The organism is Halorubrum sp. CGM5_25_10-8B (assembly GCF_005435095.1).
Taxonomy (GTDB): Archaea; Halobacteriota; Halobacteria; order Halobacteriales; family Haloferacaceae; genus Halorubrum; species Halorubrum ezzemoulense.
The window spans coordinates 189700-214007 of the sequence record NZ_SGTY01000001.1; the positions used below are offsets into that span (position 1 = coordinate 189700).

A 24308-nucleotide genomic window follows, 5' to 3' on the forward strand; every position below is an offset into this window, starting at 1 on the left:
GCCGCCCAGACACCGGCCGGTACCGCGGCCGCCGCCCGGTCCGTTATCCGCGCAGCCGACCGTGTTCGACCTTGAGACAGCGGTCCTGAACGACGTCGATCCCGTCCTCCTCCGCGGCCGCGGCCGCCTCGTCGTGGCTGATCCCGAGTTGGAGCCACAGCGTCCCGGCGTCGCCGCGCGACGCGTGTCGCTCGCGGACGGCCTCGGCGATCTCCGGGACCTCCTCGCTCGGCCGGAACACGTCAACGATGTCGATCTCTTCTTCCACGTCGCCGACCGCGTCGTACGCCGGTTCGCCGAGCACCTCGTCCGCGAACGGATTCACCGGGATCACGCGGTACCCCCGGTCCTGAAGATACGCGGGCACGTCGTGCGCGGCCTTCCCGGGCGTCGTCGAACAGCCGACGACGGCGATCGTCTCTGCGTCGAGCAGGCGGTCGAGTCCGGCGTCGTCCGTGACGGGCATGGTCGACGATTCGATCGCCATGCGATTAAACGGATCCCTAGCCGCTGTGAAGAGAAGCGTGGTCGTCGGCTCCCGGTCAGGGGAGTCGGATCTCGGGGTCGCCGTCCTCGGGGACGGTGACGATGCCGTCGAACAGCTGTTTGAGCGTGTTCATCGCCTGGTCGTCGTGGGCGGTCGAGTCGATGCTGTACAGTCCCAGTCCGTCGACGCTCTGGACGCGGCCCGTGAACACGTGGAGGAACCGGAACACCGTCTGGAGGTCCGAGTACATCAGCAGCGTCGACAGCGAGTGGACCATCACGCGGTTCTGATCGATACCGCGGTCGCCGAACGCCTGGAGGAACTCGGAGAGCTTGATCCCGATCCCGGTCATGTCTACCGGCGAGGAGGCGTACTTGATACGGTCGGACTCGCGGGTCTCGCCCCCCTGCTGGCGGGTGACGCAGTCGACGACCGCGACGGGCTTCCCCTCGTAGGGCGTCCGCTCCTCGTAGTCGCGGAGCACCCGATCGGCGCCGTCCTTGGTGGTGACGACGATGGCCCCCTCGTCGCGATCGGTCCCTGCGGCGAGGACGTCCATCATGATCGACCGCTTCCCGCTGAGCGGCGGGCCGGTCAACAGAATGTTGGTCCCGGGATCGACCTCGGCGTCGAAATGCGGCGTCAGCTCATACATGGACGCACCTCGGGGGCGGCGACGTCGGCGCGATCCACTCGTTCGGCCGCGAGGCCGTGCGACCAAGACACATCTACTACCTGAACATGCCCGCTCCGAATAATATTCTTTTTGATCGGCCCCTGCGACGCGACGGCGCGTCTCGATCGGGCCGTGGACCCGATCGGACGGCGAATGCGGCCGCCAGTGGGGGGCCGAACGCCGCCGGACCGTGGAAATCTATCACGCAGGCGAATCGACCGATCGGCGACGCCGGGCCGGAACCGACGGACTGCGCGGCGCCGGTTTCGAATCGCGGGACTTAACACGCTCTCGGAAGTAAGCCGACGTGAGGGCGCTTAGCTCAGTTTGGACAGAGTGCTTGGCTTCGGACCAAGTTGCCACGGGTTCAAATCCTGTAGCGCCCACTCACTCGCGGTCCGTTGCCGAACTAGTCCCAACTCTACTGTAGAGTCTCGGATCGAATGATGGGTGTAGAGAGCTTGCCGGATTCATCCCGCGGCTAAAGGCGCGGGTATTCTCCTTGCGTTTTATACACTGGCGTCACTCGCTTACCGTTCCGATCGGTTGCCGGTTACTAGAGACGGTGCGGAGCGCACACGAGACTCACAATTTCGGCCGCCGCTCGCGAGCTCGGTGTCGAGTAGCGACGGGAACCGGACTCAGTCGGCTTCGAGGTGCTCTCGTCGCGTTCGCCAATGAGGGAGACTCGACCGCGATCGTGATACGACTGTCCCCCTGCGGGTCGTAGCGGTCCACGAGCCCCGCGTCCTCAAGCTTCGGAAGCCGTCGATCGATCGTCTGATCGGAGTCGAATACGTCGCACAACGGCGCCTCCGGATGCTTCCGGACTCGGCGAACCGATCGGCGTCCCCGCTATCTTTTTGTGACTCGTCCGGCTCCCCATAGTCGTGCCTATTCGGAGCGCGAAAGACGCGGCGTCGCTCTACGCGGAGGTCCGGGACTACGACCTCGTCGTGACGCCCGACGCCCCGCTCGCGAGCGCGATCAACCGCCGCCTCGACCGCCCGCACTTCGGAACGTTCGCGACCACGCCGCGCCGCCTCGCGGCCGGTCGCCGCGAGCAGGCGGAGGACCGCCGGGCGTTCCTCGAGATCGTCCGACAGACCGACCACGACTGGAAGGCGGTCGCGTACGCCGTCGGGAACGTCCTCCAGTGTTGGGAACACACCGGCCGGCTCGGCGCGGTCTTAGAGTACGACGCCTACGTCGACGACGCGACCCGCGAGGTCGTCGAAGTCATGCGGACGCTGCGGACGACCTCGAAGCGGCTCACGGAGTACGCGATCGACGACGGGGGGTCCGTCGCCGTCGTCGGGTACGACCAGCTGACCGAACTGGAGCGCGGCGTCCTCCCGGAGGCGTTCGATCGCGTCGACCTCTTCAGCGGGGAGGCGTTCGATCCCCCGCCCTTCCACGTCTTCGAGTCGGCGACCGACATCGTCGCCGCGCTCCGCGATACGATCACGACGCACAATGCGGACCGCGTCGCCGTCGTCCTCGACGGCGGCGGGAAGTACTCCTCGCTCGTCGAGTCCGCGTTCGAGGCCGCGGGCATCCCCTTCTACGGCGGGCCGGGGTTCGCGGACGACCCGCACCACCGGACGTTCGTCCGGCTCCTCCGGCTCTGTTTCCGGGGGAGCGACGCGACCGTCGGCGACGCCGCCCCGATCCTCGCGCAACTGGGGATGGACGTCCCGACCGCGGACCGGGAGCGGCGGTTGGCGGCCGTCGACCACCCCGCCACGGAGTGGCTGCGGACGTTCCGCGACGGCGTCGGCGACCGGACGTTCGCGGCGGCGCTCGACGCCTACGCGACCGAGGCCGGCGTCGAACTGGACCGGCTCGACGAGGAGCTGCGGAACCTGGGGCTCGCCGACGCGCAAGTGACCGCCGGCGCGGTCGACCGGCTCGCCTACTACCTCCAGACCTACGAGGTCCCCGTCGACAGGGAGAACGAGGGCGTCCTCCTCGCCGACGCGAAGTCCTCCGCGTACGTCGACCGCCCGGTCGTCTTCCACCTCGGAATGGGAGAGGAGTGGACGCACTCGGCGCCCCAGCGGCCGTGGGTGGACACCGAGACCCAGTTCGCGCGCTACGTCGGCGACTTCCAGCGCCTGCTCCAGAGCGGCGACCGACGGTACTACCTCGTTCAGGACGCGGCCGGCGGGGAGCCGGTCACTCCGTGCCTGTACCTCGGCGACCTCCTCGACGAGGAGTTCGAGCGGTTCAGCGACCTCGACTCGGTCGAACACCGGCCGCGACCGCGGTCGACGGGCGCGGGCTTCGACCGTGAACCGACCGGAGTGGACCCCGAGACGGTCGGGACGGTCAGCCAGTCGACCCTGAATAGCTACGTCAACAGCCCCCGGGACTACCTCTTCGGGCGGCTCCTCGACACTCCGGATCGGGAACGGTTCGTCGAGGGGACCCTCTTCCACGACTTCGCGGAGTTCTACGTGAACCACCCCGAAGCGGTCGCCGCGGCCGACACCGACGCCCTCGTCGACGCCATGCTCGCGGAGACCGAGGCGTTCGCCTCGGCCGCCGACGAGCCCCTCCGCCGCCGGAAGTACCGCATCGGACTGGAGCTGATCGCGGAGTATCTCGACGAGGAGGGGCCGGAGTCGGACGACTTCCTCACGGCGGCGTCGGGGTGGGGAACCAATTTCTTCGCGGAACACTTCGACGAGCCGGTCGACTCGCCGCTCACCGAGCGCTGGTTCGAGGACGATGCCCTCGGCGTGAAGGGGAAGATCGACCTCGTGCGGGCGCCGACCGCGCTGCTCGATTACAAGAGCGGACGCAAGAAGCGCACCGCACAGGTCGTCGGCGACGCGGCGGTCGACCCGCCGGCGGACGCGCCGAACTTTCAGGCGGCGCTGTACCTGACGTACTACCGGTCGGTCCGTCCGAATGAGCGGCTGGAGTTCACGTTCTTCCACTTCCTCGAGCCGATGGCCGACGTGATCGCGGGCGACGCCGACCTCGGCGACGCGCTCACGACGGTCACCTACCACCCGGTCGCCTTCGACGAGTACGTCGGCTCCCGGGATGCGTACGAGCGGCTCCTCGACGGCTACACCGACTGTCGGGAGACGTTCGAGGACCTCGGCTACTCGGCCTACGAGCAGGTTGTGGCCCCGCTGACGTTCCCCGAGACGACCGACAAGGGCGAACTCCGCGACTCCGAGTTCGCCGAGCGGTTCACCGCCGCGGTCGACGCGGAAACGTCCGCGGCCGTCGACGCCGAGAAGGGCGCGGACCAGGCGATCCGAGAGCTCAACGGCGCCCGCAGGCGGGCCTTCTTCCGCGAGGACCTCGACGCCTTCGAGGCGTTCGTCGACGAGCGCCTCGACGAACTCAACGCCCGGCGCGCCGGCGAGGAGCGGTTCCCGGTCGACGGGCTCGCCGGCGAGCCGAACTACCGGCGCGTGGACAACCGCGACCTGCTGTTGGAGGGGGACCGATGAGCGAGCCGACGCCGAACGAGGCCCAGCGGGAGCTCATCGAGAGCACGGCGGGGACGCACCTGGTCGACGCCGGTCCCGGGACGGGGAAGACGTTCGCCGTCACCCGGCGCTACGGACGGATCGTCGACCGGCCGGACGTGGAACCGGACGACGTGCTGCTGGCGACGTTCACGCGGAGCGCCGCGACCGAGATGCGAGAGCGGATCGTCGACCACAGCGCGTACGGCCTGCGGGAGCTGGCCGACGCCCCGATCCGGACGTTCCACTCGCACTGCCACGAACTGCTTCAGGAGCACGGGTACGCCGCGCCGACACACCTCGGCCTCGACGAGCGGATCACGGGGTCGACGCGGATCCTCGAAGACGAGCTGATCGAGGCCGAGCGGTTCCGCGAGTTCTTCGGCGGCTTCCGCGACGACCACCCGGAACACGCGGCGTTTTACCGCGCGCTCGCCGAACCGGGCGAGCTGCTCGACCTGATCGGAGAGCTCGCGTCGAAGGGGATCTTCCCCACTGCCGACGGGTGGTATCGGGGCGGCGAATCATACCTCGACGGCGACTTCGAGGCGTTCAGAGCGCGGTTCGACGCGGCGAACCGACCCCGGAACGACGGCCGGAAACAGTCGGCGCTGCGCGAGGACCTGAGCGACTTCGGCCGCCACAAGACGTACCGCTCGGACGCCCCGTCGAAGTCGGAGCTGCGCGGCGGCCGCGGGACGAAGCGCCTCGACGACGACGTGGCGCGCGCGGTCTTCGACGAGGACCGCGACGGGCTCAAGACGTTCGTCCGCGACGTGTACTTCGAGTACCTGCGATTTGCGCTGCGCCGCAACTACCTATCCTTCAGCTTCCTCCAGCTGTTCGCGTTCGTCCTCCTCTGCGAGGACGAGCGCGCCCGCGAGGCGGCGCAGTTCGAGTACGTCATGGTCGACGAGTTTCAGGACACGAGTGAGCTCCAGTTCAAGCTCGCGCTGCTTCTGTCCGGGACCGAGAACTTCTGCGCCGTCGGCGACTGGAAGCAGAGCATCTACTCGTTCCAGTACGCGGACGTGCGCAACGTCACCGAGTTCGAAGCGCGGCTGGAGCGGTTCGCCGCCGAACTCAACGACGACGCCGACCGGGTCCCGTTCGACGCGACCGACCCGACCCGGATCGAACTGCGGGAGAACTACCGGTCGACGGCGTCGGTCATCGACCTCTCGGAGCGGGCGATCGCGGCGCCGGCTGCGAGCGGAGATACCGTCGCGGTCGACCCCGACGACGTCGTCGGGCTCTCCTCGAACGCTCCCTTCGACAACACGGTCGTCGAGGGAATCCGCCACGAGGACGAACACGAGGCGGTCCTCTCGAAGGTTCAGGCGATCGTCGGCAACGACGACTACGCCGTCGAGGGGGCGGACGGCGAACCGCGACCGCCGGAGTACGGGGATATCGCGGTGTTCACCCGGACCCGGGACTACGGGCGGGAACTCCTCGCCGCCGCCGGCGAGTACGACTTCCCGATGGCCTACGACGGCGGGATCGAACTGTTCCGGACGGATCCGGCGAAACTGCTGCTCGCGTGGCTTCGGATCCTCGAAACCGACGCCGACCGCGGCTGGGCGGTGGTCCTCGAACGGGCCGGGTACGCGTTCGACGAGATCGGTCGCTTCCTGGAGACGGGGTCGTACCCTGACGACCCGGCGGCGTTCCGCGACGGGCTCCACGATCTGGAGTCGGTCGGCGCGGTCGCCCGCCGCGTCCTCGACCGCTACGGCTTCGCGGGCGACGCGGCGGATGTGCTCCTCCACACGGTCCAGTCGGTCCACGACGCGACGACGGCGACTCGCGGCGAGCTGATCCGGTTCATGGAGCGCGGCGTCGAGACCGGCAGCACGGTCGACGTCGCCGCGTCCGCGGGCGACGACGCGGTGACCGTCCAGACGATTCACGCCGCGAAGGGGTTGGAGTATCCGATCGTCGTCATGGCGAACATGAACGCGGGGCGCTTCCCGCCTCGAGCCGGCGGATCGAGCGTCATCGAGTACCGGGACCCGGTGGGGCTCCGACAGCAGAAGGTGTACTCGGCGGAGCGGGCCCACCCGCACGTGTACGACAACTGGCGGCACGACGTGATCCGGCGCTGCCTACCGCGGGCGTACGACGAGGAACGCCGGCTGCTCTACGTCGCGGTCACGCGCGCGGAGAGCCACGTCGTGTTCGCGGCCGGCGAGGACCCGAACACGTTCCTCGAGGAGCTTCCCGTCGCCGTCGAAGAGATCGAACCAGCGGTCGAGTCGCTCGACCGCGAGGAGCCCGCCGATGCGGAACTGCCGTTCTCGGTGACGGCGCCTGACGGCCCGATCGGTCACAGCCCACACTCGCTGATGGACGAGACCGTGTTCGAGGCGGCGGACGAGCGGTCGGAGGCGGGCGCCGAGGCGGCGCCCGAGACTCGCGGCATGGACTTCGGCTCTCGGGTCCACGACTTTGCGGAGGCGTACGCGCTCGGCGACGACGTGACGCCGTCGAACGACCACGAGCGGCGAGTCGTCGACCTACTCGACGGGCTGTCGGGAGAGCGGTACGTCGAGGAGCCGGTGACGCTCCCGCTCGAGGTCGACGGCCGCCGCGTCACGGTCTCGGGGATCGCGGACCTCGTTCACGTGACCGACGACCGGGTCGCGGTCGTCGATTACAAGACGGACTCGACGCGGCGCGCGCGGGCGGAGTACCGGAAGCAGCTCAGCGTCTACTACCACGTCCTCGACGAGTGGTTCGCCGAGAAAGCGGTCGAAACGAGCCTGTTCTACACGAGCGATGGGACGCGCGAGCGGGTCGAGCCACTCGCCGTCGAGGAGCTGCGCGCGCTCGTTCGAGCGACCGAGTCGCCGTCCGGGTGAGGCCCCGACCGGTCCGACTGGCGCTCCCGACTTGCTCCCTCGCTGGCGCCACCCGAGGTGAGTGACCGTCTCGCGCCGGCTCCGTGACGGGGTGGAATTTTTGTCGACGCGAACCGGACGACGCGTATGGCGCTCCCCGAGGCAGGACCGACCCGCGCCGGCGTCGACGACCGCGACCGCTCCGGAACACCGGGGGCGCCCCCGTGAGCGCCGGCGGCGACGACGCGGACGCAGAGGCGGATTCCGGGGCGCTGGACGGGTTTCGGCGACTCTTCGCGCTGGAGCGCGACGTGTTCGTGCTGTCGATCGCGATGTTCGCGTTCAGCTTGGGGTTCCAGATGACGAACCGGTACCTCCCGGAGTACATGGTCGCGCTCGGGGCGTCCGGGTTCGTCGTCGGGCTCTTCGGCACGTTCGGCAACGTTATCTCGGCGATCTACCCGTACCCGGGCGGCGCCGTCTCGGACCGTATCGGCTCGCGGTACGCGCTCACCCTCTTCGGGCTGCTGTCGACGCTCGGCTTCCTCGTCTGGCTGGTCGCGCCCGGGGTCGGCCCGATCGCGGTGGGCGGACTCATCGTGGAGCCGTGGGTCTGGATCTTCGTCGGACTGGTCCTCGCGCAGGCGTGGAAGTCGTTCGGGCTCGGCGCGACGTTCGCCGTCGTGAAGCAGGCGACCGACCCCTCGCGACTGGCCGCCGGGTTCGCCAGCACGGAGACGTTCCGGCGGACGGCGTTCCTCGTCGGACCCGTGCTGGCCGCCGTCCTCATCGGACTCCGCGCGGAGTTCACCGTCAGCTTCCAGTTCGTCCTCGCGGTCGCGGTCGCCTTCGGCGTCCTCGGCACGCTCGTCCAGCACGTCCTCTACGACGCGAGCGGCGACTCCTTCGGCGACTCGTTCGCGGGGCTCGACCGGGTCCGGCGCGACCTGCGGGAGATGCCGGCGCCGCTCCGGCCGCTGCTCGTCGGCGACACGCTCGTCCGGTTCGCGAACGGGATGGTGTACGTGTTCTTCGTCCTCGTCGTCACGCAGTTCTTCCAAGTCGGCCTCGACGCGACCGTCGCGCTGGGCGGGTTCGCGTACGACGTGGACCTCTCGCCGCAGGCGTTCTTCGGCTACCTCCTCGGCGTCGAGATGCTCGTCGCGCTGTTGATCATGGTCCCCGCTTCGCGGCTCGCGGAGCGCATCGGCCTCAAGCCGGTCGTCGCGGTCGGGTTCGCGGTGTACGCCCTCTTCCCGGTCGTACTGATCTACGCGCCGGCCCTCGCGGGGTCGGCGCTGCCACTGTCGGCCGTGATGATCGCCGTCTTCGCGTTCTCGGGGCTGCGGTTCGCGGGCCTGCCGTCGCACAAGGCGCTCATCGTCGGCCCGGCGGAGCAGGGGGCCGGCGGCCGCGTCACCGGGACGTACTACCTCCTCCGGAACACGGTCGTGATCCCGAGCGCGGCGGTCGGGGGGTACCTGTGGGACTTCGTCAGCCCCGAGGTCGCGTTCACCGTCGCGGCCGTCGTCGGGCTCGTCGGCACCGGCTACTTCCTCGCGTTCGGCAAGGAGTTCGAGGCGTACGCGTGAAGCGAGACGCCCCGGATCGGGAACCGGGCGCGGGCGGCCATCGACCCCGGTGCGGGCGACCACAGACCCCGGCGCCGGACCCCGCCCGGTGGCTCGGGTGGCCGGCTCGCGTAGGTTTATTGGAGCGGCGACGCTCGTCGATCCCATGCCGACACCGTACGGCGAGTGGCCGTCGCCGGTCGCCCCGGAGGACGTCGCCGCCGACGTCAGGTCGTTCGCGTCCGTCGTGACCGACGGAGACCACGTCTACTGGATCGAACGCCGCCCGTCCGAGGGCGGTCGCGGCGTCGTCTGTCGCGCCCCGGTCGACGACCGCGGCGCCGATCCGACAGAAGTGACGTCGGAGGAACTCGACGTGCGCACGCTCGTCCACCAGTACGGGGGCGGCGACGTGCTCGTCGCGGACGGGACGGTGCTCGCGGCGAGCATGGACGACCAGCGGCTCTACCGACTGCCCGCGGACGGGAGCGCTGCCGGGGGCGACGCGGAACCGACCCCGGTCACGCCGGAGCCGCCGGAGCCGATGGCCCACCGTTACGCCGACATGCGGCTCGCTCCGGACGGGGAGACGGTCTATGCCGTCCGCGAGCGTCACGTCGGACCCGGCACCGACGAGGAGCCCCAGAACGAGCTGGTCCGCTTCCCGCTGTCACCCGACCCGGCTCCGGAGACCGGCATCTCGGACCCGGTCGTCGTCGCGGACGGGCACGACTTTTACGCGGCGCCGCGGCCGGCCCCGGGCGGGGACCGGATCGCGTACCTGCGGTGGGATCACCCGAACATGCCGTGGGATGGGACCGAACTCGTCGTCGGCGCGGTCAACGAGACGGGCGACATCCGCGACGAGCGCGTCGTCGCGGGCGGCGCCGACGAGTCGGTCGTCTCGCCGAAGTGGTCGCCCGACGGCGTCCTCCACGCGGCGGCCGACCCCACCGGCTGGTGGAACCTCTATCGGTTCCCGGTCGCGTCCGGGACCGAGGAGGGGGAGCGCGGAGCCGGCGTCGCGCTCCCGACGACATCGGACGCGGAGGTCCTCCGCGAGATGCCGGCGGCGTTCGGCGTGCCGATGTGGACCCTCGGCGTGTCGACGTTCGCGTTCCTCGGCGACGGGCGGATCGCCACGCTGGTCACCGAGGGCGGCGACCCGAGCCTGCGCCTGCTCGATCCGGAGACGGGCGACCTCGTCGACCCGGGCCTCCCGTACAGCTCCTTCCGTCCGGCCTCGGTCCGGTCCGACGGCGACCGTGTCGTCTTCGCCGGTCACCGGACGGACGCGCCGAGCGCGGTCGTCGCGTGGCGACCGGGGTCGGCGGGGACCGGAGCAACTCGGCTCCGCGAGTCGACGGAGGACGCGCTCGACGCCGCGTACGTCTCGGAGCCGGAGTCGATCGCCTTCCCGACCGGCGACGCGGTCGGCGCCGACGACGCGACCGCGTACGGCCACTACTACCCGCCCCATAACCCCGATGTCGAAGCGCCGGCCGACGCGGCACCGCCGCTCCTCGTCAGGGTCCACGGCGGGCCGACGAGTCGGTCCGAGGCGTCGCTGTCGTCGACGGTCCAGTTCTGGACGACCCGCGGCGTCGGGGTACTCACAGTGAACTACCGGGGATCGACGGGGTACGGCCGCGCCTTCCGCGAGTCGCTGAAGGGGGAGTGGGGCGTTCGCGACGTCCTCGACTGCGTCAACGCCGCACGGTACGCCGCCGACGAGGGGTTCGCCGACCCGGACCGGCTGGCGATCTCGGGCGGGAGCGCGGGCGGGTTCGCGGTACTCGCCGCGCTCGCGTTCCACGACACGTTCGACGCGGGCGCGAGCTACTACGGCGTCGCCGACCTCCGCGCGCTGGCTGCGGAGACCCACAAGTTCGAGTCGCGCTACCTCGACGGGCTCGTCGGCCCGCTCCCCGAGGCCGACGACGTCTACGAGGCGCGGTCGCCGGTCGCGCACGCCGAGGGGATCACCGCGCCGCTGCTGCTGTTACAGGGCGGCGAGGACGAGGTGGTCCCGCCCGCGCAGGCCGAGGCGATGATCGACGCCCTCGTCGCGAACGAGACGCCGTACGCGTACGTGGAGTTCCCGGAGGAGCGCCACGGGTTCCGCGACGCCGACAACGTCGCCCGGGCGCACGCCGCCGAACTCGCGTTCTACGGCGCGGCGTTCGACTTCGACCCGGCCGGCAGTGTCGCCGACCTCGACCTCCTCGTCGGCGAACGGCCGGAGTGAGTCGCCGGCGACGCCGGGATCAGTCGGCGGATTCGGACCGCCCCCCGTCGGCCCCTCGCTGGCGCTCGGGCAGCGGTCCGTCGTAGCCGTCCGGGACGTACGGGCAGAGTGGGTCGCTGTCGGTCGGATCGCCCGTGACGGCGTAGGCTCGCGACCGACTCCCGCCGCAGACGTGGCGGAACTCGCAGGCGCCGCACTTCCCCGAGAAGCCGTCCGGGTCGCGGAGCGACTCGAAGAGGTCGGCGTTCCGGTAGACGTCGACGGCCGACCGCTCGCGGACGTTCCCCGCCGACTCGGGCAGGAACCCGGACGGGTACACCTCACCGGTGTGGCCGACGAACGCGAAGCCGCGCCCGGCCGTGATCCCGCCCCGTCGGTCGGCCCCCGCGTCGGCGCTGCCGGCCTCGGCGCGCTGGATCCCGACACGCCGGTAGAACGGGGCCTCAGTGGTCTTGACGCCGAACCGCTCCTCCTCCGACACCTCGTGGAGCCACGCCATCGCCGCCTCGGCGCGCTCGGGGGAGACCGGGTCGAGGACGCGGCCGCGACCCACCGGAACGAGGAAGAAGACGCTCCAGAGGACGGCGCCGAGGTCGCGGACGCGGTCGCGGATCGCGGGGAGGTCCTCGACCGTGTCCGCGCAGACGGTAGTGTTGATTTGGAGCGGGATCCCGGCGTCGCGGGCGGCGCGCGCGGCCGCGACGGTGTCCGCGAAGCTCTCCTCGCCGCGGAACGCGTCGTGGCGCTCGCGGGTCGACCCGTCGAGGCTGAGCGCCATGCGGGCGATCCCCGCGTCGCCGAGGTCGCTGACGCGCTCGGGCGTGAGCGACCGGGTTCCGCTCGGCGTGATCGTCATCCGGAGGCCGAGGTCGTCGCCGTGCGCGACCAGCTCCGTGAGGTCGTCGCGCGCGAGCGGGTCGCCCCCGGAGAGGACGACCAGCTGTCCGTCGCCGAACGCGGCGGCGTCCGCCAGCAGCCGCTTCCCCTCAGCGGTCGTCAGCCCGTCGGGGTGTCGCTGCGGCCGCGCGTTAGCCCGGCAGTGGCGGCACGCGAGCCCGCAGGCCTGCGTGACCTCCCAAACGAGGACCAGCGGCCGCCGGTCCGTGTCGAGGTCGTCGAACATCGCTCACGTCCGGCTACGACCCGGACCCGTTTGGGGTCGTTCCCGAACGTGTTCACCGGACGTAACGGCGAGCGACGGCGGGAGGGACGAGTCGGATCGACAACTGCGATGCGGGATTTAAATACACGTGAGCGACCCCGACAATCGATTATAGATGACAGAGTGGTCGGCGCGTGCCTGCGCGCGGCCGCCGCAGGCGGCCGCGAGGAGCACGCGCGAGGGAGTCGGCCGACCGAAGGGAGGGCGACGAGGCTGGGGAGGCGTGAGGCTGCGGCGCTGTGCGGTCGGGTGGGACTCAAAGGGGCAGTCGCCGGCGGCTTCGCCGCCTGCTGCCAGTGGCGCGTCGCGCCACGCTGCCGCGAGGGCGAAGCCTGACGACGCACGCACCGCAGTGAGTGGAGCGAACGAGCGAAGAGCGCAGCGAGCCATGCGAGCCGTCGCGGTCGGGATTTGTGTCATTCGTCGTTGGAATACCGCCATGGTTGTTCGTACTGTACTCGACTGAGCGAGCGATAACCCTGCTCACGAGCCCCGGGGTCTGGATCGCCTGTGCCGCGATTTGGACGGTTATGTCACTCTCACGCGTACTGGCGGATTCGAAGTAACTCAGGTCGCGTCGCCTTCGCCGGACCGCTCCCTCGCGTCGGTCTGATCGCCCTCCCCCGCTCGCTCGTCCGAAACGGTCCACTCGCCCTCGCCCGACCAGATCGCCGTGACGACCGCGGTGGGCGCGTCGGTCCCGACCGCGGCGTAGGCGTACCAGTGGTCGTCGAGCCGCGGGAAGAGGGACTGCGGCGTTCGGTCGTTGTACTGGACCAACACGTCATGACCGCCGAGCGGCTCGGCGCGTTCGAGCGTCTCGCGCAAGGTTGCGGCGGCGCGAGGTCCCGCACGTCGAGCCCTCCACCGCCGCCGATTCGTCGGGCCTGGAACTCATATCCGGTGGTACGGACCCGATCTCTGGGTCCGTTCCGCCGAACATGTTCCGACGCCGACCGCGGAGCCGAAGCTACTTCCACGCCGGCGTCGAAGCCTCCGGCATGGCACAGGCACGTCTCCGCGTGACGATCCCGGACGGTCCGTGGGTCGGCGAGGTCTCGCGTGAGTTCCCCGAGGCGCGGTTCCAGGTGTTGACCGCGACGCCGGACGACGGCGCGGGGTTCGCGCTGGTCCGGATCACCGCGGACGAAACGGACCCGATCCTCGACGCGATCGACGACCACGAGACGATCACCCACTCGTCGGTGATGGCCGCGGACGACGGGATGGTCACCGTTCAGGTCGAGGCGCTCGTCCCCCTGCTACAGACGGTCGCCCGCCGGGCGGGCGTCCCCATCGAGATGCCGGTCGAGATCCGCGACGGCGTCGCGCGCGTCGACGTGACGGGCAATCACGAGCGCGTCGCGGAGTTCGGCGACGCCCTCCGCGACGTGGGCGCGGCGTTCGAGGTCGAGTACGTCCAACAGCGGATCAACCCCGGCGGGTCGCTCACGGAGCGCCAGCGCGAGGTCCTCTTCGAGGCGGTCGACCGCGGCTACTACGACGTGCCCCGAGAGACGACGCTCACCGAGGTGGCTGACCATGTCGGCATCGCGAAGTCCACGTGTAGCGAGGTGCTCCAGCGCGTCGAGCGCACGATCGTCCGGGAGTTCGTCGACGACCTCCCGCGCCGCCCCCTCGACTTCGAATCGCCGGAGGAGGACGGTATCGAGCGGATCCAGTAGCGGCGATCGAAAAAGTCCGACCGGTCGCCGCGCCCGGTCTCGCCTCGCGCCAGAGCCGACGGCGACGGACCAACCGCGCCGCGACGGCGGCTTGGACCACGCACCACGCGACGAGCGACGCCGCCAGCGTGACCGTCGAGAGCCCGCTCCCGGCGAGGGCGGCGGTGAACCCGCCGCCGGTGGTCGTCCCGAGCCCGCTCAACACGAACACCCGGAAGGACTCACCGGATTCGACAGCACCAGCGCCGACAGCGCGGCGTCCGGCGGCTCGGTCGCCGCGACGGTTCCGAGCGCGAGCAGGTCGTGGACCAGCACGAACCAGACACACACCAGCAGCGCCGCGCCGAGACCGGATTCCGCCTCCGGACGCGAGCGGTCAGCCCCTCAGGCGAGCCACAGCAGGCGCACGTTGCTCGCGGTGAGGTACGTCCCCGTGAGCGTGAGCAGCACCGGCGGGAAGTAGTAGAGGAGCCCGTCGCCCTCGCGCGCGCCCTCGACGCTGATCCAGAGCATCACGAGGTAGACGGCGATCTTCAGCGCGACGAGCCCGGAGAGCCCGAACGACTCCAGGGCGAACCGCACGACCGGGTTCGCCTCCTCGATCGTCGGGACGTACCGGAGGAAGGCGACGGTCGACACGATGTCGCCGACGCCGTACGTCGCCGTCGCCGCGATCCACAGCCAGTAGAACTCGTTGGGGCGCCGGCGGTAGGCGAGGCGACGCCGAGACCGATCGCGGGATCGAACCACGGGCGAAACTGTCGGGCGGCGAACGTGAATGTGCCGATCCGCTGGGGCCGGCGCGCGCTTTGCGGACGGAGACCGACCGGCGTCCGGCCGACTTAATAGGGATCGCGCCGTCTCGGCGGCCGTGACGGGGCCGTCGACCCGCGACGAGAAGCTGGAGCTCGGCGTCGAGCTGCTGGCGCACCTCGAACGCGAGGAGCTCGACCTCGCCGCGGCGGTCGACCGGATCGAGACGATCACGACGAGCCCGGCGCTCACCCGCGACATCCTCGACGCCGCGGAGAAGCGCGGCGTCATCGACCGCGAGGGCGCTCGGCTCCGGGTCAACACCGGCGGCGCCTACGTCGAGTACGAGCGCCAGGTCGTCGCGCGCGAGGGCGACTTCGAGTGTCGGCGCTGCGGCGCCTCGGTCTCGACGGGCCACTTCGTCGAACTTGACGCGGGCGAACTCGGCCCGTTCGGCTCCTCGTGCGTCCGCAAGGTTACGGGCCGCGAGTCGGAGTCGGCGTCGGACGCGGCGTGAGGGCGGCGCCGAGAGCGGCCTCCGGCCGGTCGAGCGTCCACCGCGCTCTCCCGCCGCCCGAGCGTCGACCGAACTCGCCGGAGTATTTACGTCCGCGCCCGAAGCGACGGTAATGACCGCGCCGAACCGGAACGCCCTGTGGGCGAACGCGCTCGTCGACGAGCTCGTCGCCGCGGGCGTCGACGCCGTCGTCGCCTCGCCGGGCAGCCGCTCGACGCCGCTGACCGTCGCCGCCGCGGGCCACGAGGATCTCCGCGTGTTCTCGCAGCTCGACGAGCGCTCCGCCGCGTACTTCGCGCTCGGGCGCGCCCGTCGGACCGGCCGCGTGACGCCGCTGATCTGTACCTCCGGCACCGCCGCCGCCAACTACCACCCGGCCGTGATGGAGGCGAGCGAGGCCTGCGTCCCGCTGCTCGCGCTCACCGCCGACCGGCCGCCCGAACTGCGCGACTCCGGCGCGAACCAGACCGCGGATCAAGAGAAGCTGTACGGCGACGCGGTTCGATTTTATAAAGACCTCCCAGAGCCGGCCGCAAACGACCGGGCCCTCCGGTCGCTGCGCACGACGGTCGCCCGCGCCGTCGCGACGGCCGAAAGGGCCGACCCGGGCCCGGTCCACCTCAACGTCCCGTTTAAGAGGCCGCTGGAGCCGACGCCGGTCCCGGGCGACGTGCCCGACGACCTGCCGGAGGCGGCCGAGCGCGGGCGCGACGGCCCCTACGTCGACGTGACTCACGGGGCCCCCGAACCGGGCGACGACAAACTCCGGGCGCTCGCGACCGCGCTCGGGGAGGCGGACCGCGGCCTGATCGTCGCCGGCCCCGCCGACCCGCCGGGGATCGACCCGGAGTCGGTCACGGCGCTCGCGCACGCCACCGGGTTCCCCGTGCTGGCCGACCCACTTTCCGGACTCCGGTACGGCGGTCACACGCGCGTCGCGCCCGTGATCGGCGCCTACGACGCGTACCTCTCGGCCGACCTCGCGGACGGCGGAAGCGACGCGGGCGACGCCGCCGCGGCGGGCGACGCGTGGGCCGACCCCGACCTCGTCCTTCGGTTGGGTGCCTCGCCGACCTCCAAGCGGCTCCGGAAGTACCTCGCCGCGACCGGCGCCGACCAGTACCAGGTTGACCCCGCCGGCCGCTGGCGCGAGGCCGAGTTCGCCGCGACCGACCTCGTCGTCGCCGAGCCGAGCCGGCTCTGCGCCCGACTCTCGCGGCTCGTCGGCGGCGGGAGCGGAGACCAAGGCTGGCGCGCGCAGTGGGAGGAGGCCGACCGGGTCGCGGAAGCGGTTCACGCCCGCGAGGCCGACGCGCTTGACGGCGAGGGGGGCGGCGAGGAAGACGCGGAGCCCGCTGCCGACGAGGGTGACGCCGGGTTCCACGAAGGGGACGCGCTCCGCGCGGTCGCCGGGGCGCTCCCCGATCCGGCGACGCTGTTCGTCTCCAACTCGATGCCCGTCCGCGACCTCGACCGGTTCGTCGGGCCGACGACCGCGAACGTCACCGCGCTCGGTAACCGCGGCGTCTCCGGCATCGACGGGATCGTCTCCAGCGCGCTCGGCGCGGGGAGCGGGACGACCGACGACCTCACGCTCGTCGTCGGCGACCTCGCCCTCTACCACGACTCGAACGGGCTGCTCGCGGTCGACCGGTGCGACGTCGACGTCACGGTCGTCGCGGTCAACAACGACGGCGGCGGCATCTTTCACAAGCTCCCGATCGAGGAGTTCGAGCCGCCGTTCACCGAGTCGTTCAAGACGCCGCACGGGCTCGACTTCGGGTCGCTTGCGGAGCTCCACGGCCTCGAACACGTCCGGATCGATGCCCGGCCCGACGCGCACGCCGACCGCGGCGACACCCCTGCGGAGCGCGCGGATGTCGTCGGTGAGGACCTCGCCGCCGCCGTCAGCCGGGCCCACGAGGCGACGGGCTCGCACCTGATCGAGGTCGACACGGACGCGGAGGCCAGCCACCGGACGCGCGAGCGCTTGGCGGCCGCGGTCGACGCCGCGGTCCACGGCGGCGCGGCGGGCGAGGCGGACGAGTAGGGTCAGGGGCGCGTCGAGATCGGCCCGTCGCCGCGGCTCTCGCCGAGCGCGACCCCGGCGTACGCGACGACCGCGAACTGGATCCCGACGCCGAGGCTCGCGCCGAGGGCGAAGACGGCGGTGGCGACCGGGCCGCGCTCCGGACCGAGGTACCAGAGGACGGCGGCCGAGCCGAGCAGGAACGCGGCGGTCGCGCTCGCGCCCGTCGCCAGCGCGGTCGACGCCGCGGAGGCGTCCGCGTCGCGCAGTCCTGCGAGGAAAGCGACGCCGAACAGGAGCCCGTACACCAGCAAAAACGCCGTGAACCGGGCGCTCAGGAGGTACGTCGAGAGCGCCTCGGTCGACGGCAGCGAGACCGACGACTCGAGCAGTATCGGCGCGAGGCGCCTGATGCCGCTGACCGCGAGCGCGACGACCGCGGCGACGACGGGGGGGAGGGCTGCCGTGCGCATGCCCGAGAGGCGACGCCGAGTTCACTTATAAAATCCGATTCGAGGGGGTATCGGGCCCGACGAAGCTCATAAGCCTCGGCTTCGCGTACCGCTCGGCGTGCAGGTCGTCGGCTACGAGACGGACGTCGCGCGCGACTCGGCCGAGTCGGGGGCGGACGGCGCTCAGACGGTCGAGACGAGCGGCCCGATCGGCGGCGGACTCTACGTCGCGAGCGGCGGGAGCGTCGAGTACGTGGACGCGAGCCCGGGCACCGAACTCGCGTTCGGGCTCGGCGAGCGCCGCTGCGCGGGAACGGTCCACGATGGCGACCACGTCGCCTGCGACGCCGCGGACGTGCCGTACTGCGACGACCACTCGGGGGTCTGGGTGTGTGCCCGGTGTACCGGGACGTGTCTGAAAGACGAGATGGACTGCCACGAGACGCACGCGATGTACCTCGCGGCGTTCGCGCCGGACGTACTGAAGGTCGGCGTCACCCGCGAGTGGCGGCTCGGGACCCGCCTCCGGGAGCAGGGCGCGGACCGCGCGGCCCACATCCGGACGTTCCCGAACGGCCGGATCGCGCGCGAGGTCGAGGCGGAACTGGCCGCTGGGGACGACCTCGTCGACCGCGTCCGCGTCCCGACGAAGCTCGACGGGTTCGGGCGCGCGGTCGACGAGGCGGCGTGGGAGGCGCTCCTCGACCGGTTCGATCCGATAGCGCGGTTCGACTTCGACTACGGGCTCGGCCTCGACGACCGGCCCGTCGCCGAGACGATGGCGGCGGGGACCGTCCGCGGCTGGAAGGGGCGGGTGATCGTACTCGACCGCGGCGGCTCCACGTACGCCGTCGACGCGCGCGACCTCGTCGGCTACGAGCTGACCGACGCCGTCCCGGAGCGCGAACTCCAGTCCAGCCTCGGGGCGTTCGGCGGATGACGGGCGGCGCTCTCGCGGTCCTCTTCGGCGACCCGTTCGCGGTGATGAACACGGTCGGGCTCGTCGCGTTCGCGCTGGTCGGCGCGAGCAAGGCGGTCCGCGAGGAGTTCGACCTCTTCGGCGTCGCCGTCGTCGGGCTGGCGATGGCGTTCGCCGGCGGCGTCACCCGCGACCTCCTCGTCGCGCGCGTCCCCCTCGCGCTGCGCTCGCCGACGGAGATACTCCTAGGACTGATCGGCGTCGCCCTCGCCGTCGGGCTGAGCGCGTGGCTCGCCTCGCCCGACGAGCACCCGGTGACGGTCGTCGCGGACGCGGTCGGGCTCGCCGCGTTCGCCACCGCCGGCGCCATCGTCGCGACGGACGCCGGGGTGTCCGCGTTCGGCGTCGTCGCCGTCGCGACGATAAACGCCGTCGGCGGCGGCGCGCTCGCCGACATCCTCCTCGACCGCTCGCCGTTCATCCTCTTCGAAGACTTCTATGCGAGCTGCGCCGTGTTGGGCGGCGCGACGTACTGGGCCGTCGGCACGCTCGGCGGGCCCGCGGGACTGGCCGCTGCGGCGTGCGCGGCGGTGACGGTCGGCCTCCGACTCGTCGCCGTCGCCCGCGGCTGGCGGCTCCCGACAGCGAAGCGGTTCGGCGATCGCTTCGCCGACTGATCGATTCGGGGGGCGGGCCGCACAACGGGCCGAGCCCGAAGCGATCCGCCCCCTCAGCGTCCGAGCCCGTCGACCGAGACGACGCGGCGGACGCCGAGGTACGCCGCCGCGGCGATGGCGGCGTACGCAACCACGAGGACGCCCGTCGTCGCGCCCGCGCTGTCGATCGCCAATCTGGCGACCGCGTTCGCGGGGCCGCCCGCCATCGCCGTCGCGCCGCCGAACAGCACGAGGACCGCGACCGAGTAGAGCAGCTGCGCCGCCCGCCGGTCGGGCGCGACCGCCGCGATGCCCACCGCGACGGCGACGACCAGCGTCGTCAGCGCGGTCATCAGCGCCAAGATCGGGCCGACGTTCGCGACCGCGGTGCCGTTCGCCTCCAACAGCAGGAGCCACAGCAGCGCCTGCGCGGGGGCGATCCCGATCGCCGCGGCCGCCTTCCCGTCGACGATCTCGGCGAGCGTCACGGGCGCGACCCGGAGCAGCTCCATGGTCCCTTGATCCAACTCCTCGGTGATCGAGTCGACGACGAGCGAGCCCGAGATGAACACCGGGAGGAAGACTAAGAGCGGGATCAACACGGTGTAAGTGAAGGTGAAGTACGGGCTAGTGTCGCTCCGGTCGGGCAGGGGCAGCGGCGACTCCTCCAGGTACGAGGCGCGGCGCTCACGCTCGTTCAGCTCGTAGGTTCGCAGCAGCTCGCGCAGCTGTACCACGATCACGGTCGTCTCAACGGTGGCGTCCGGGGCGGTGACGGCGGCGGACACCCGTCCCGACTCCGTGCGAGTTGCGACCACCACCGCGTCGGCCGCGTTCCGCTCGAAGGCGCTTCGCGCGGCGTCAGCGTCGTCGTAGGGCGTGACCGAGGCGCCGGGGACCTCGCTCGCGGCGCGCTCTAGGTCGTCGACCGCGTCGCCCGCGGCCGCGACTTCGATCTGCGCGCCGTCGAGCGCGCCCGGGTCGTACATCGAGACGAGCCCGACGACGAGGAACGACGAGAACGCGGCGATGAACAGCTGGATCCCGATCGCCAACAGGATCGTCTTCTCGGCGCGGAGCCCCGCGAGCTCCCGGCCGGCGATCGTCACGCGGCTATCCAAGGCTCACCACCCCGACGTTGTACGCGGCGTGCCCCAGCGTGGCCAGCGTCAGCGCCAGGGCGTAGGCGGTCCGGCCCCTCCTCGCGCCGAGGCTGGCCGCACTCGTCGCGGTCACGTGGAGGACGAGCGGGGCGAAGAACAGCGCCACGAGCGCGATCGGCGGCAGCCCGGAGAGCCCGGCCACGTCGGCGAACGCGGCGCGGCCGAGGAAGAGCTCGGTGAGCCCGACCGCTTGGACGACCGCCGTGGCCTTCTCCGCGAGGAAGAAGCCGGTCCCGGACGCGACGCCGACCGCGAGCGCGACGCGGTCGCTCCGCTCGAAGACGCCGCGCTCGAACCCGGCGTACAGGGCGACGCTCTTCGCGACCTCCTCGATGAACGCGATCGTCACGAGCAACACCGGGATCGACACGGTGACCGGCAGCGCGAACAGCACCGCGACGGCCAGAAGCTCCGCGACGAACACGAAGGGAATCGTACAGGCGGTGAGGAACGCGACCGAACCGAGCGCGCGGAGCCGCTCGCGGTCGAAGAGCGCGCCCCCGACGCCGCCGGGTCCGCCGCCGGTCCGCACCGCCGAGAGCCGGACCGCGAGCGCGTCGAGGAATTTCCGCGTCACGGGCTTCTGGGAGAACATGTCCTCCTCGCGGTAGACGCCGAGCCCGAGGCCGAAAAGCAGAGTCGCCCCGACCGCCATCGGCGCGGTCGAAAAGAGAACTTGGCCCGCCGACACCGCCTCGCCCTGAAGGTCGAAGACAACGAGGGTCAGTGGCGAGACGAGCGCGACGGGCGTCACGTTCGTGAAGATGGCCGGGACGAACGCGTAGGTCGTCAGGAGGACGCTCACGCCAACCGTGACGAAGGTGAGTTCCTTGAACGACCGCGCGAACATCGCGCCGACGAAGGTGGCCCCGAGGAACGTCGCCGCGACGGGCGCCACCGCCACCACGGAGAGCGGTCCGCCGCCGATCACGAGCGCGATGAGGGTCGTGACGACCGCGGCGGCCGCCGCGTACGGAAGCGTCTTGCCCGCGACGATCTCCGCCGGCGCGAGCGGCGTGACGAGCAGTGGTTCTCCGCGACGGTTCGTCCGCTCGTCGAGGATAGAGGAGCCGTACGCCTGTATCAGGAAGTTTATCGGTACGAGGAAGGCGAACGCCAAGAGCAGCGAGGTGAACGGGAACGGCGGCGTGATCGAGGCGGGCGAACCGGTCGTGTCCGCGCCGAACGCCCCGCCGCCGATCGACGGGATCGCGAAGCCGCCCTCCCCGTCCGATCCCGTCTCGCCGCCATCAGAGCCCGGGTCGGCGGTTCCGCCCGCTCCCGAGTCGGGAGCGGACCCGCCGCCGGACTCCCCGTCGGTCGACGCGTCTCCGGAGGAACCGTCGCCCGAGTCGGCCCCACCGGAGTCGCCGGCGGAGTCCCCGTCCGACCCGGAACCGCTCGTCTCCGTGCCGTCGCCGTCCGTTCCGCCGTCGGCCGCGGTGCCGCCGTCGTCCCCGTCGCTCGCGCTGCCGCCGCCCGGATCGCCCGTCCGACTGCCGTCGCTCCCGCCGAGCGTCGCGCCGTCGTCGAACCCGGTCGTCCTGCCGACGTACCGGAGCGTAACGGTGACCGGGAACGCCGCGGTCCGGTTCGGCTCGGCGCGCAGCAGCCGCTCGTTGTGCGCCTCGACCGCCTCGCGAACCGACGCGGCGGCCGCCTCGCCCTTCCGCGTGTCGGTCGCGCGGACGACGACCGAGTCGACGTCCGCCGGATCGATCGCCCCGTCGTCGACGGAACCGGGCCGCACCACGGTCACCACCACCGCGTCGGCGGAGTCGCCGAGCGACGCGGTCTCGGCCGGGACCGGTCGCAGCGACGCTTCCTCCTCGATCGCCTCCGCGTACGGCGAGCCGGCGTCGACGCCGACCCGGTACACGTCTTGGTCGACGTCGAGGCCGGCAACGCCGGTGGCCACGCCAACCCCGACGACGCCGCCGGCGACGAGAAGCAGGGCGACGCCCGCGGCGAGCGTCCGGCGGTCGACGCCGCCGGACGCCCGCGCCGACTCCCACTTGGCGACGCGAAGCACTCGGCGGCCGGCGACGGCGAGCCGTCGACCGAGGCGACGCAGCCGGTCGGTCACTCGGTGGCCTCCGTCGCGGTCGCCGCCGTCTCCCGCTCTGCTCCGTCGGTCGATCGGTCGTTTTCCGGCCCGTCAGGCTCTTGCCCGTCGACCTCGCCGTCGTCGAGCCCGTCGCCGGTGTAGCGGCCGGGCATCGGCCGGCCGACGATGTCGAGGAACACGTCCTCCAAGCTCGGCTCGCGGCTCCGGATGTCGACGACCTCACCGCCGGCGTCGGCGGCAGCCTCGCGGACGGCCGCGACCGCGTCCATGCTCGGGACCGCCGTGCGGTACCGGTCGCCGACCTCCTCGGGCGTCGCGTCGAGGTCGTCGAGGGGCGGCGTCGCGGTCGGCTCGACGTCAGTGAACACGCGGTAGGTCGTCTCGCCGTGTCGCTCGCGGATCCCGTCGACGCTCCCGCGGGCGACGATCCGCCCCTCGTTCATCACCACGACGCGGTCGCAGACCGACTCGACGTGGTAGAGGTTGTGCGCGGAGAAGACGACGGTCTTCCCCGTCTCGCGGAGTTCGCGGGTGAACGCCAGCACGGAGTTGGTCGTCACCGGGTCGAGCCCGGACGCGGGCTCGTCGTACACCAGCACGTCCGGGTCGTTGACCAGCGAGCGCGCGATTGCGACCTTGCGTTTCATTCCCTTCGAGACGTCGCCGAGGCGACGCTCCCGGTGGTCGAGTTCCAGCCGGTCGAGCGCGGCCTCGATCCGCTCGTCGGCGACCTCTCGGGGCACGTCGTAGAGGTCGGCGAAGAAGCGGAGGTACGACCGCGCGGTCATCTCCTCGTACAGCGGCGAATCCTCGGGCAGGAACCCGAGGTGGCGACGCATCTCGGGGTCCGAGGCGTCGAACCCGGCGACGGTCACCTCGCCGTCGGTCGGTTCGACGAGACCGGCGATCACCTTCAGCGTCGTCGTCTTGCCGGCCCCGTTCGGGCCGACGATCCCGAACACCTCGCCGTCGTCGACGGAGAAGTCGCTGTCGACGACGGCCGCGAAGTCACCGTAGGTCTTCCGCAGCCCCGACACCTCGATCATGCCTGCGCCTCCGCCGGCGCGTGGGTTAAAGCCACGCCCGCGGTTATCGGCCCCGAGAACGCGGCGACGGCGAGGACACCGGAGGGCGAGCGAGCGCGACGAACGACGGTCGGCCGAGCCCCCGACTCCGTTCGGTAGCCGATCGCTCCGTCCGGTAGTCCGTCACTCCGTGTAAGGTTTCTCGACGTTCCCGTCGCCGCTGATGTACGCGTTCATCCGACGGGTGATCCCGTCGAACAGCGTACTGAGCGGCGAGAGGACGCGCTCAACGAGTCGGACCGGCGACGAAGACCGGGACGGGCCGGCCCGACGAGAGAAAACGGTCGACTCGCGCTACTCTTCTTCCTCTTCCTCGACCGGTCCTCGCCCTCGTTCCCAGACCGCGTCCGCGGAGGTGTCGTTCGGTGCTGTGTGCGAGACGTCTTTCATCGTGTCGCGATCGCTTGCCATATTGACTCCCAATACCCCGGACCTCTGTATTAACCCTTCGTGGAAAGAGATAATGAGTCCTCATACCATATAAGGTATTAATATGGCTCTGT

General features: G+C 71.2%; 19 protein-coding genes and 1 tRNA gene. 10 read left to right on the forward strand and 10 right to left on the reverse strand.

Annotated features, from left to right (window positions below):
• Positions 1–43: 43 nt before the first annotated feature.
• Positions 44–466 (reverse strand): CoA-binding protein, encoded by a 423-nt coding sequence (locus EXE51_RS00970; RefSeq protein ID WP_049930089.1) that lies wholly within the window; start codon positions 464–466, stop codon positions 44–46.
• A 76-nt stretch (positions 467–542) separates the two neighbouring features.
• Positions 543–1142, reverse strand: a complete 600-nt coding sequence (locus tag EXE51_RS00975; protein WP_086219755.1) for a recombinase RecA — start codon at positions 1140–1142, stop codon at positions 543–545.
• Positions 1143–1474: 332 nt separating this feature from the next.
• On the opposite strand from EXE51_RS00975, the gene EXE51_RS00980 reads away from it, so the two are divergent.
• From EXE51_RS00980 to EXE51_RS01005, 5 genes are all read left to right on the forward strand, one after another.
• A tRNA-Arg gene (locus EXE51_RS00980) sits at positions 1475–1549 on the forward strand.
• Between the two features lie 504 nt (positions 1550–2053).
• Entirely contained in the window at positions 2054–4636 is a 2583-nt protein-coding gene (locus EXE51_RS00990) for a PD-(D/E)XK nuclease family protein (protein ID WP_137691886.1), read from the forward strand.
• Complete coding sequence (locus EXE51_RS00995; RefSeq protein WP_137691887.1) at positions 4633–7518, forward strand: exodeoxyribonuclease V subunit beta; 2886 nt, start codon at positions 4633–4635, stop codon at positions 7516–7518. The genes EXE51_RS00990 and EXE51_RS00995 overlap by 4 nt, the downstream gene beginning before the upstream one ends.
• Positions 7519–7721: 203 nt before the next feature.
• Complete coding sequence (locus EXE51_RS01000) at positions 7722–9089, forward strand: MFS transporter (RefSeq protein WP_137690226.1); 1368 nt, start codon at positions 7722–7724, stop codon at positions 9087–9089.
• Positions 9090–9234: 145 nt separating this feature from the next.
• Entirely contained in the window at positions 9235–11316 is a 2082-nt protein-coding gene (locus tag EXE51_RS01005) for a prolyl oligopeptidase family serine peptidase (RefSeq protein ID WP_137691888.1), read from the forward strand.
• 19 nt (positions 11317–11335) lie between these two features.
• On the opposite strand, the gene EXE51_RS01010 is transcribed toward EXE51_RS01005, so the two are convergent.
• The gene (locus EXE51_RS01010; RefSeq protein WP_137691889.1) at positions 11336–12439 is read right to left on the reverse strand and encodes a TIGR04053 family radical SAM/SPASM domain-containing protein; all 1104 of its coding nucleotides are present in this window, start codon (positions 12437–12439) and stop codon (positions 11336–11338) included.
• A 606-nt stretch (positions 12440–13045) separates the two neighbouring features.
• On the reverse strand, positions 13046–13306 hold the full coding sequence (locus tag EXE51_RS01015) for a hypothetical protein (RefSeq protein WP_241990575.1): 261 nt from the start codon (positions 13304–13306) through the stop codon (positions 13046–13048).
• Positions 13307–13479: 173 nt separating this feature from the next.
• On the opposite strand from EXE51_RS01015, the gene EXE51_RS01020 reads away from it, so the two are divergent.
• Positions 13480–14163 carry a helix-turn-helix domain-containing protein gene (locus EXE51_RS01020; protein WP_394296309.1) on the forward strand — a complete coding sequence of 228 codons (684 nt, stop codon included), beginning with the start codon at positions 13480–13482 and terminating at the stop codon, positions 14161–14163.
• A gap of 198 nt (positions 14164–14361) precedes the next feature.
• On the opposite strand, the gene EXE51_RS18095 is transcribed toward EXE51_RS01020, so the two are convergent.
• Together EXE51_RS18095 and EXE51_RS01030 are read right to left on the reverse strand one after the other, a co-directional pair.
• The gene (locus tag EXE51_RS18095; protein WP_255509788.1) at positions 14362–14493 is read right to left on the reverse strand and encodes a hypothetical protein; all 132 of its coding nucleotides are present in this window, start codon (positions 14491–14493) and stop codon (positions 14362–14364) included.
• Between the two features lie 54 nt (positions 14494–14547).
• On the reverse strand, positions 14548–14913 hold the full coding sequence (locus EXE51_RS01030; protein WP_049929663.1) for a hypothetical protein: 366 nt from the start codon (positions 14911–14913) through the stop codon (positions 14548–14550).
• Positions 14914–15034: 121 nt separating this feature from the next.
• On the opposite strand from EXE51_RS01030, the gene EXE51_RS01035 reads away from it, so the two are divergent.
• Positions 15035–15433, forward strand: a complete 399-nt coding sequence (locus EXE51_RS01035) for a DUF5830 family protein (protein ID WP_049929662.1) — start codon at positions 15035–15037, stop codon at positions 15431–15433.
• Between the two features lie 112 nt (positions 15434–15545).
• Positions 15546–17483 carry a 2-succinyl-5-enolpyruvyl-6-hydroxy-3-cyclohexene-1-carboxylic-acid synthase gene (gene menD, locus EXE51_RS01040; RefSeq protein WP_137691890.1) on the forward strand — a complete coding sequence of 646 codons (1938 nt, stop codon included), beginning with the start codon at positions 15546–15548 and terminating at the stop codon, positions 17481–17483.
• A gap of 2 nt (positions 17484–17485) precedes the next feature.
• On the opposite strand, the gene EXE51_RS01045 is transcribed toward menD, so the two are convergent.
• Positions 17486–17935, reverse strand: a complete 450-nt coding sequence (locus EXE51_RS01045) for a hypothetical protein (protein WP_049929660.1) — start codon at positions 17933–17935, stop codon at positions 17486–17488.
• Between the two features lie 97 nt (positions 17936–18032).
• Here EXE51_RS01045 and EXE51_RS01050 point away from each other — a divergent pair, with 97 nt between their 5' ends.
• The gene (locus EXE51_RS01050) at positions 18033–18854 is read left to right on the forward strand and encodes a DUF2797 domain-containing protein (RefSeq protein ID WP_199234016.1); all 822 of its coding nucleotides are present in this window, start codon (positions 18033–18035) and stop codon (positions 18852–18854) included.
• Positions 18851–19510 (forward strand): trimeric intracellular cation channel family protein, encoded by a 660-nt coding sequence (locus EXE51_RS01055; protein WP_049929659.1) that lies wholly within the window; start codon positions 18851–18853, stop codon positions 19508–19510. Before EXE51_RS01050 ends, EXE51_RS01055 begins: the two co-directional genes overlap by 4 nt.
• A 53-nt stretch (positions 19511–19563) precedes the next feature.
• Here EXE51_RS01055 and EXE51_RS01060 read toward each other — a convergent pair whose 3' ends face one another.
• The 3 genes from EXE51_RS01060 to EXE51_RS01070 are packed head-to-tail and all read right to left on the reverse strand — an operon-like array spanning position 19564 to position 23766.
• Positions 19564–20610: an ABC transporter permease gene (locus tag EXE51_RS01060; RefSeq protein WP_049929658.1), complete on the reverse strand. Its 1047-nt coding sequence runs from the start codon at positions 20608–20610 to the stop codon at positions 19564–19566.
• Positions 20603–22738, reverse strand: a complete 2136-nt coding sequence (locus tag EXE51_RS01065) for a PrsW family intramembrane metalloprotease (protein ID WP_137691891.1) — start codon at positions 22736–22738, stop codon at positions 20603–20605. Before EXE51_RS01065 ends, EXE51_RS01060 begins: the two co-directional genes overlap by 8 nt.
• Positions 22735–23766: an ABC transporter ATP-binding protein gene (locus tag EXE51_RS01070; protein WP_049929656.1), complete on the reverse strand. Its 1032-nt coding sequence runs from the start codon at positions 23764–23766 to the stop codon at positions 22735–22737. The genes EXE51_RS01065 and EXE51_RS01070 overlap by 4 nt, the downstream gene beginning before the upstream one ends.
• Positions 23767–24308: the final 542 nt, after the last annotated feature.

Coding starts and splice junctions, on each gene's coding strand:
- EXE51_RS00970 (WP_049930089.1), bottom strand. CDS start 466: ATGCCCGTCACGGACGACGCCGGACTCGACCGCCTGCTCGACGCAGAG.
- EXE51_RS00975 (WP_086219755.1), bottom strand. CDS start 1,142: ATGTATGAGCTGACGCCGCATTTCGACGCCGAGGTCGATCCCGGGACC.
- EXE51_RS00995 (WP_137691887.1), top strand. CDS start 4,633: ATGAGCGAGCCGACGCCGAACGAGGCCCAGCGGGAGCTCATCGAGAGC.
- EXE51_RS01005 (WP_137691888.1), top strand. CDS start 9,235: ATGCCGACACCGTACGGCGAGTGGCCGTCGCCGGTCGCCCCGGAGGAC.
- EXE51_RS01010 (WP_137691889.1), bottom strand. CDS start 12,439: ATGTTCGACGACCTCGACACGGACCGGCGGCCGCTGGTCCTCGTTTGG.
- EXE51_RS01020 (WP_394296309.1), top strand. CDS start 13,480: ATGGCACAGGCACGTCTCCGCGTGACGATCCCGGACGGTCCGTGGGTC.
- menD (WP_137691890.1), top strand. CDS start 15,546: ATGACCGCGCCGAACCGGAACGCCCTGTGGGCGAACGCGCTCGTCGAC.
- EXE51_RS01045 (WP_049929660.1), bottom strand. CDS start 17,935: ATGCGCACGGCAGCCCTCCCCCCCGTCGTCGCCGCGGTCGTCGCGCTC.
- EXE51_RS01055 (WP_049929659.1), top strand. CDS start 18,851: ATGACGGGCGGCGCTCTCGCGGTCCTCTTCGGCGACCCGTTCGCGGTG.
- EXE51_RS01070 (WP_049929656.1), bottom strand. CDS start 23,766: ATGATCGAGGTGTCGGGGCTGCGGAAGACCTACGGTGACTTCGCGGCC.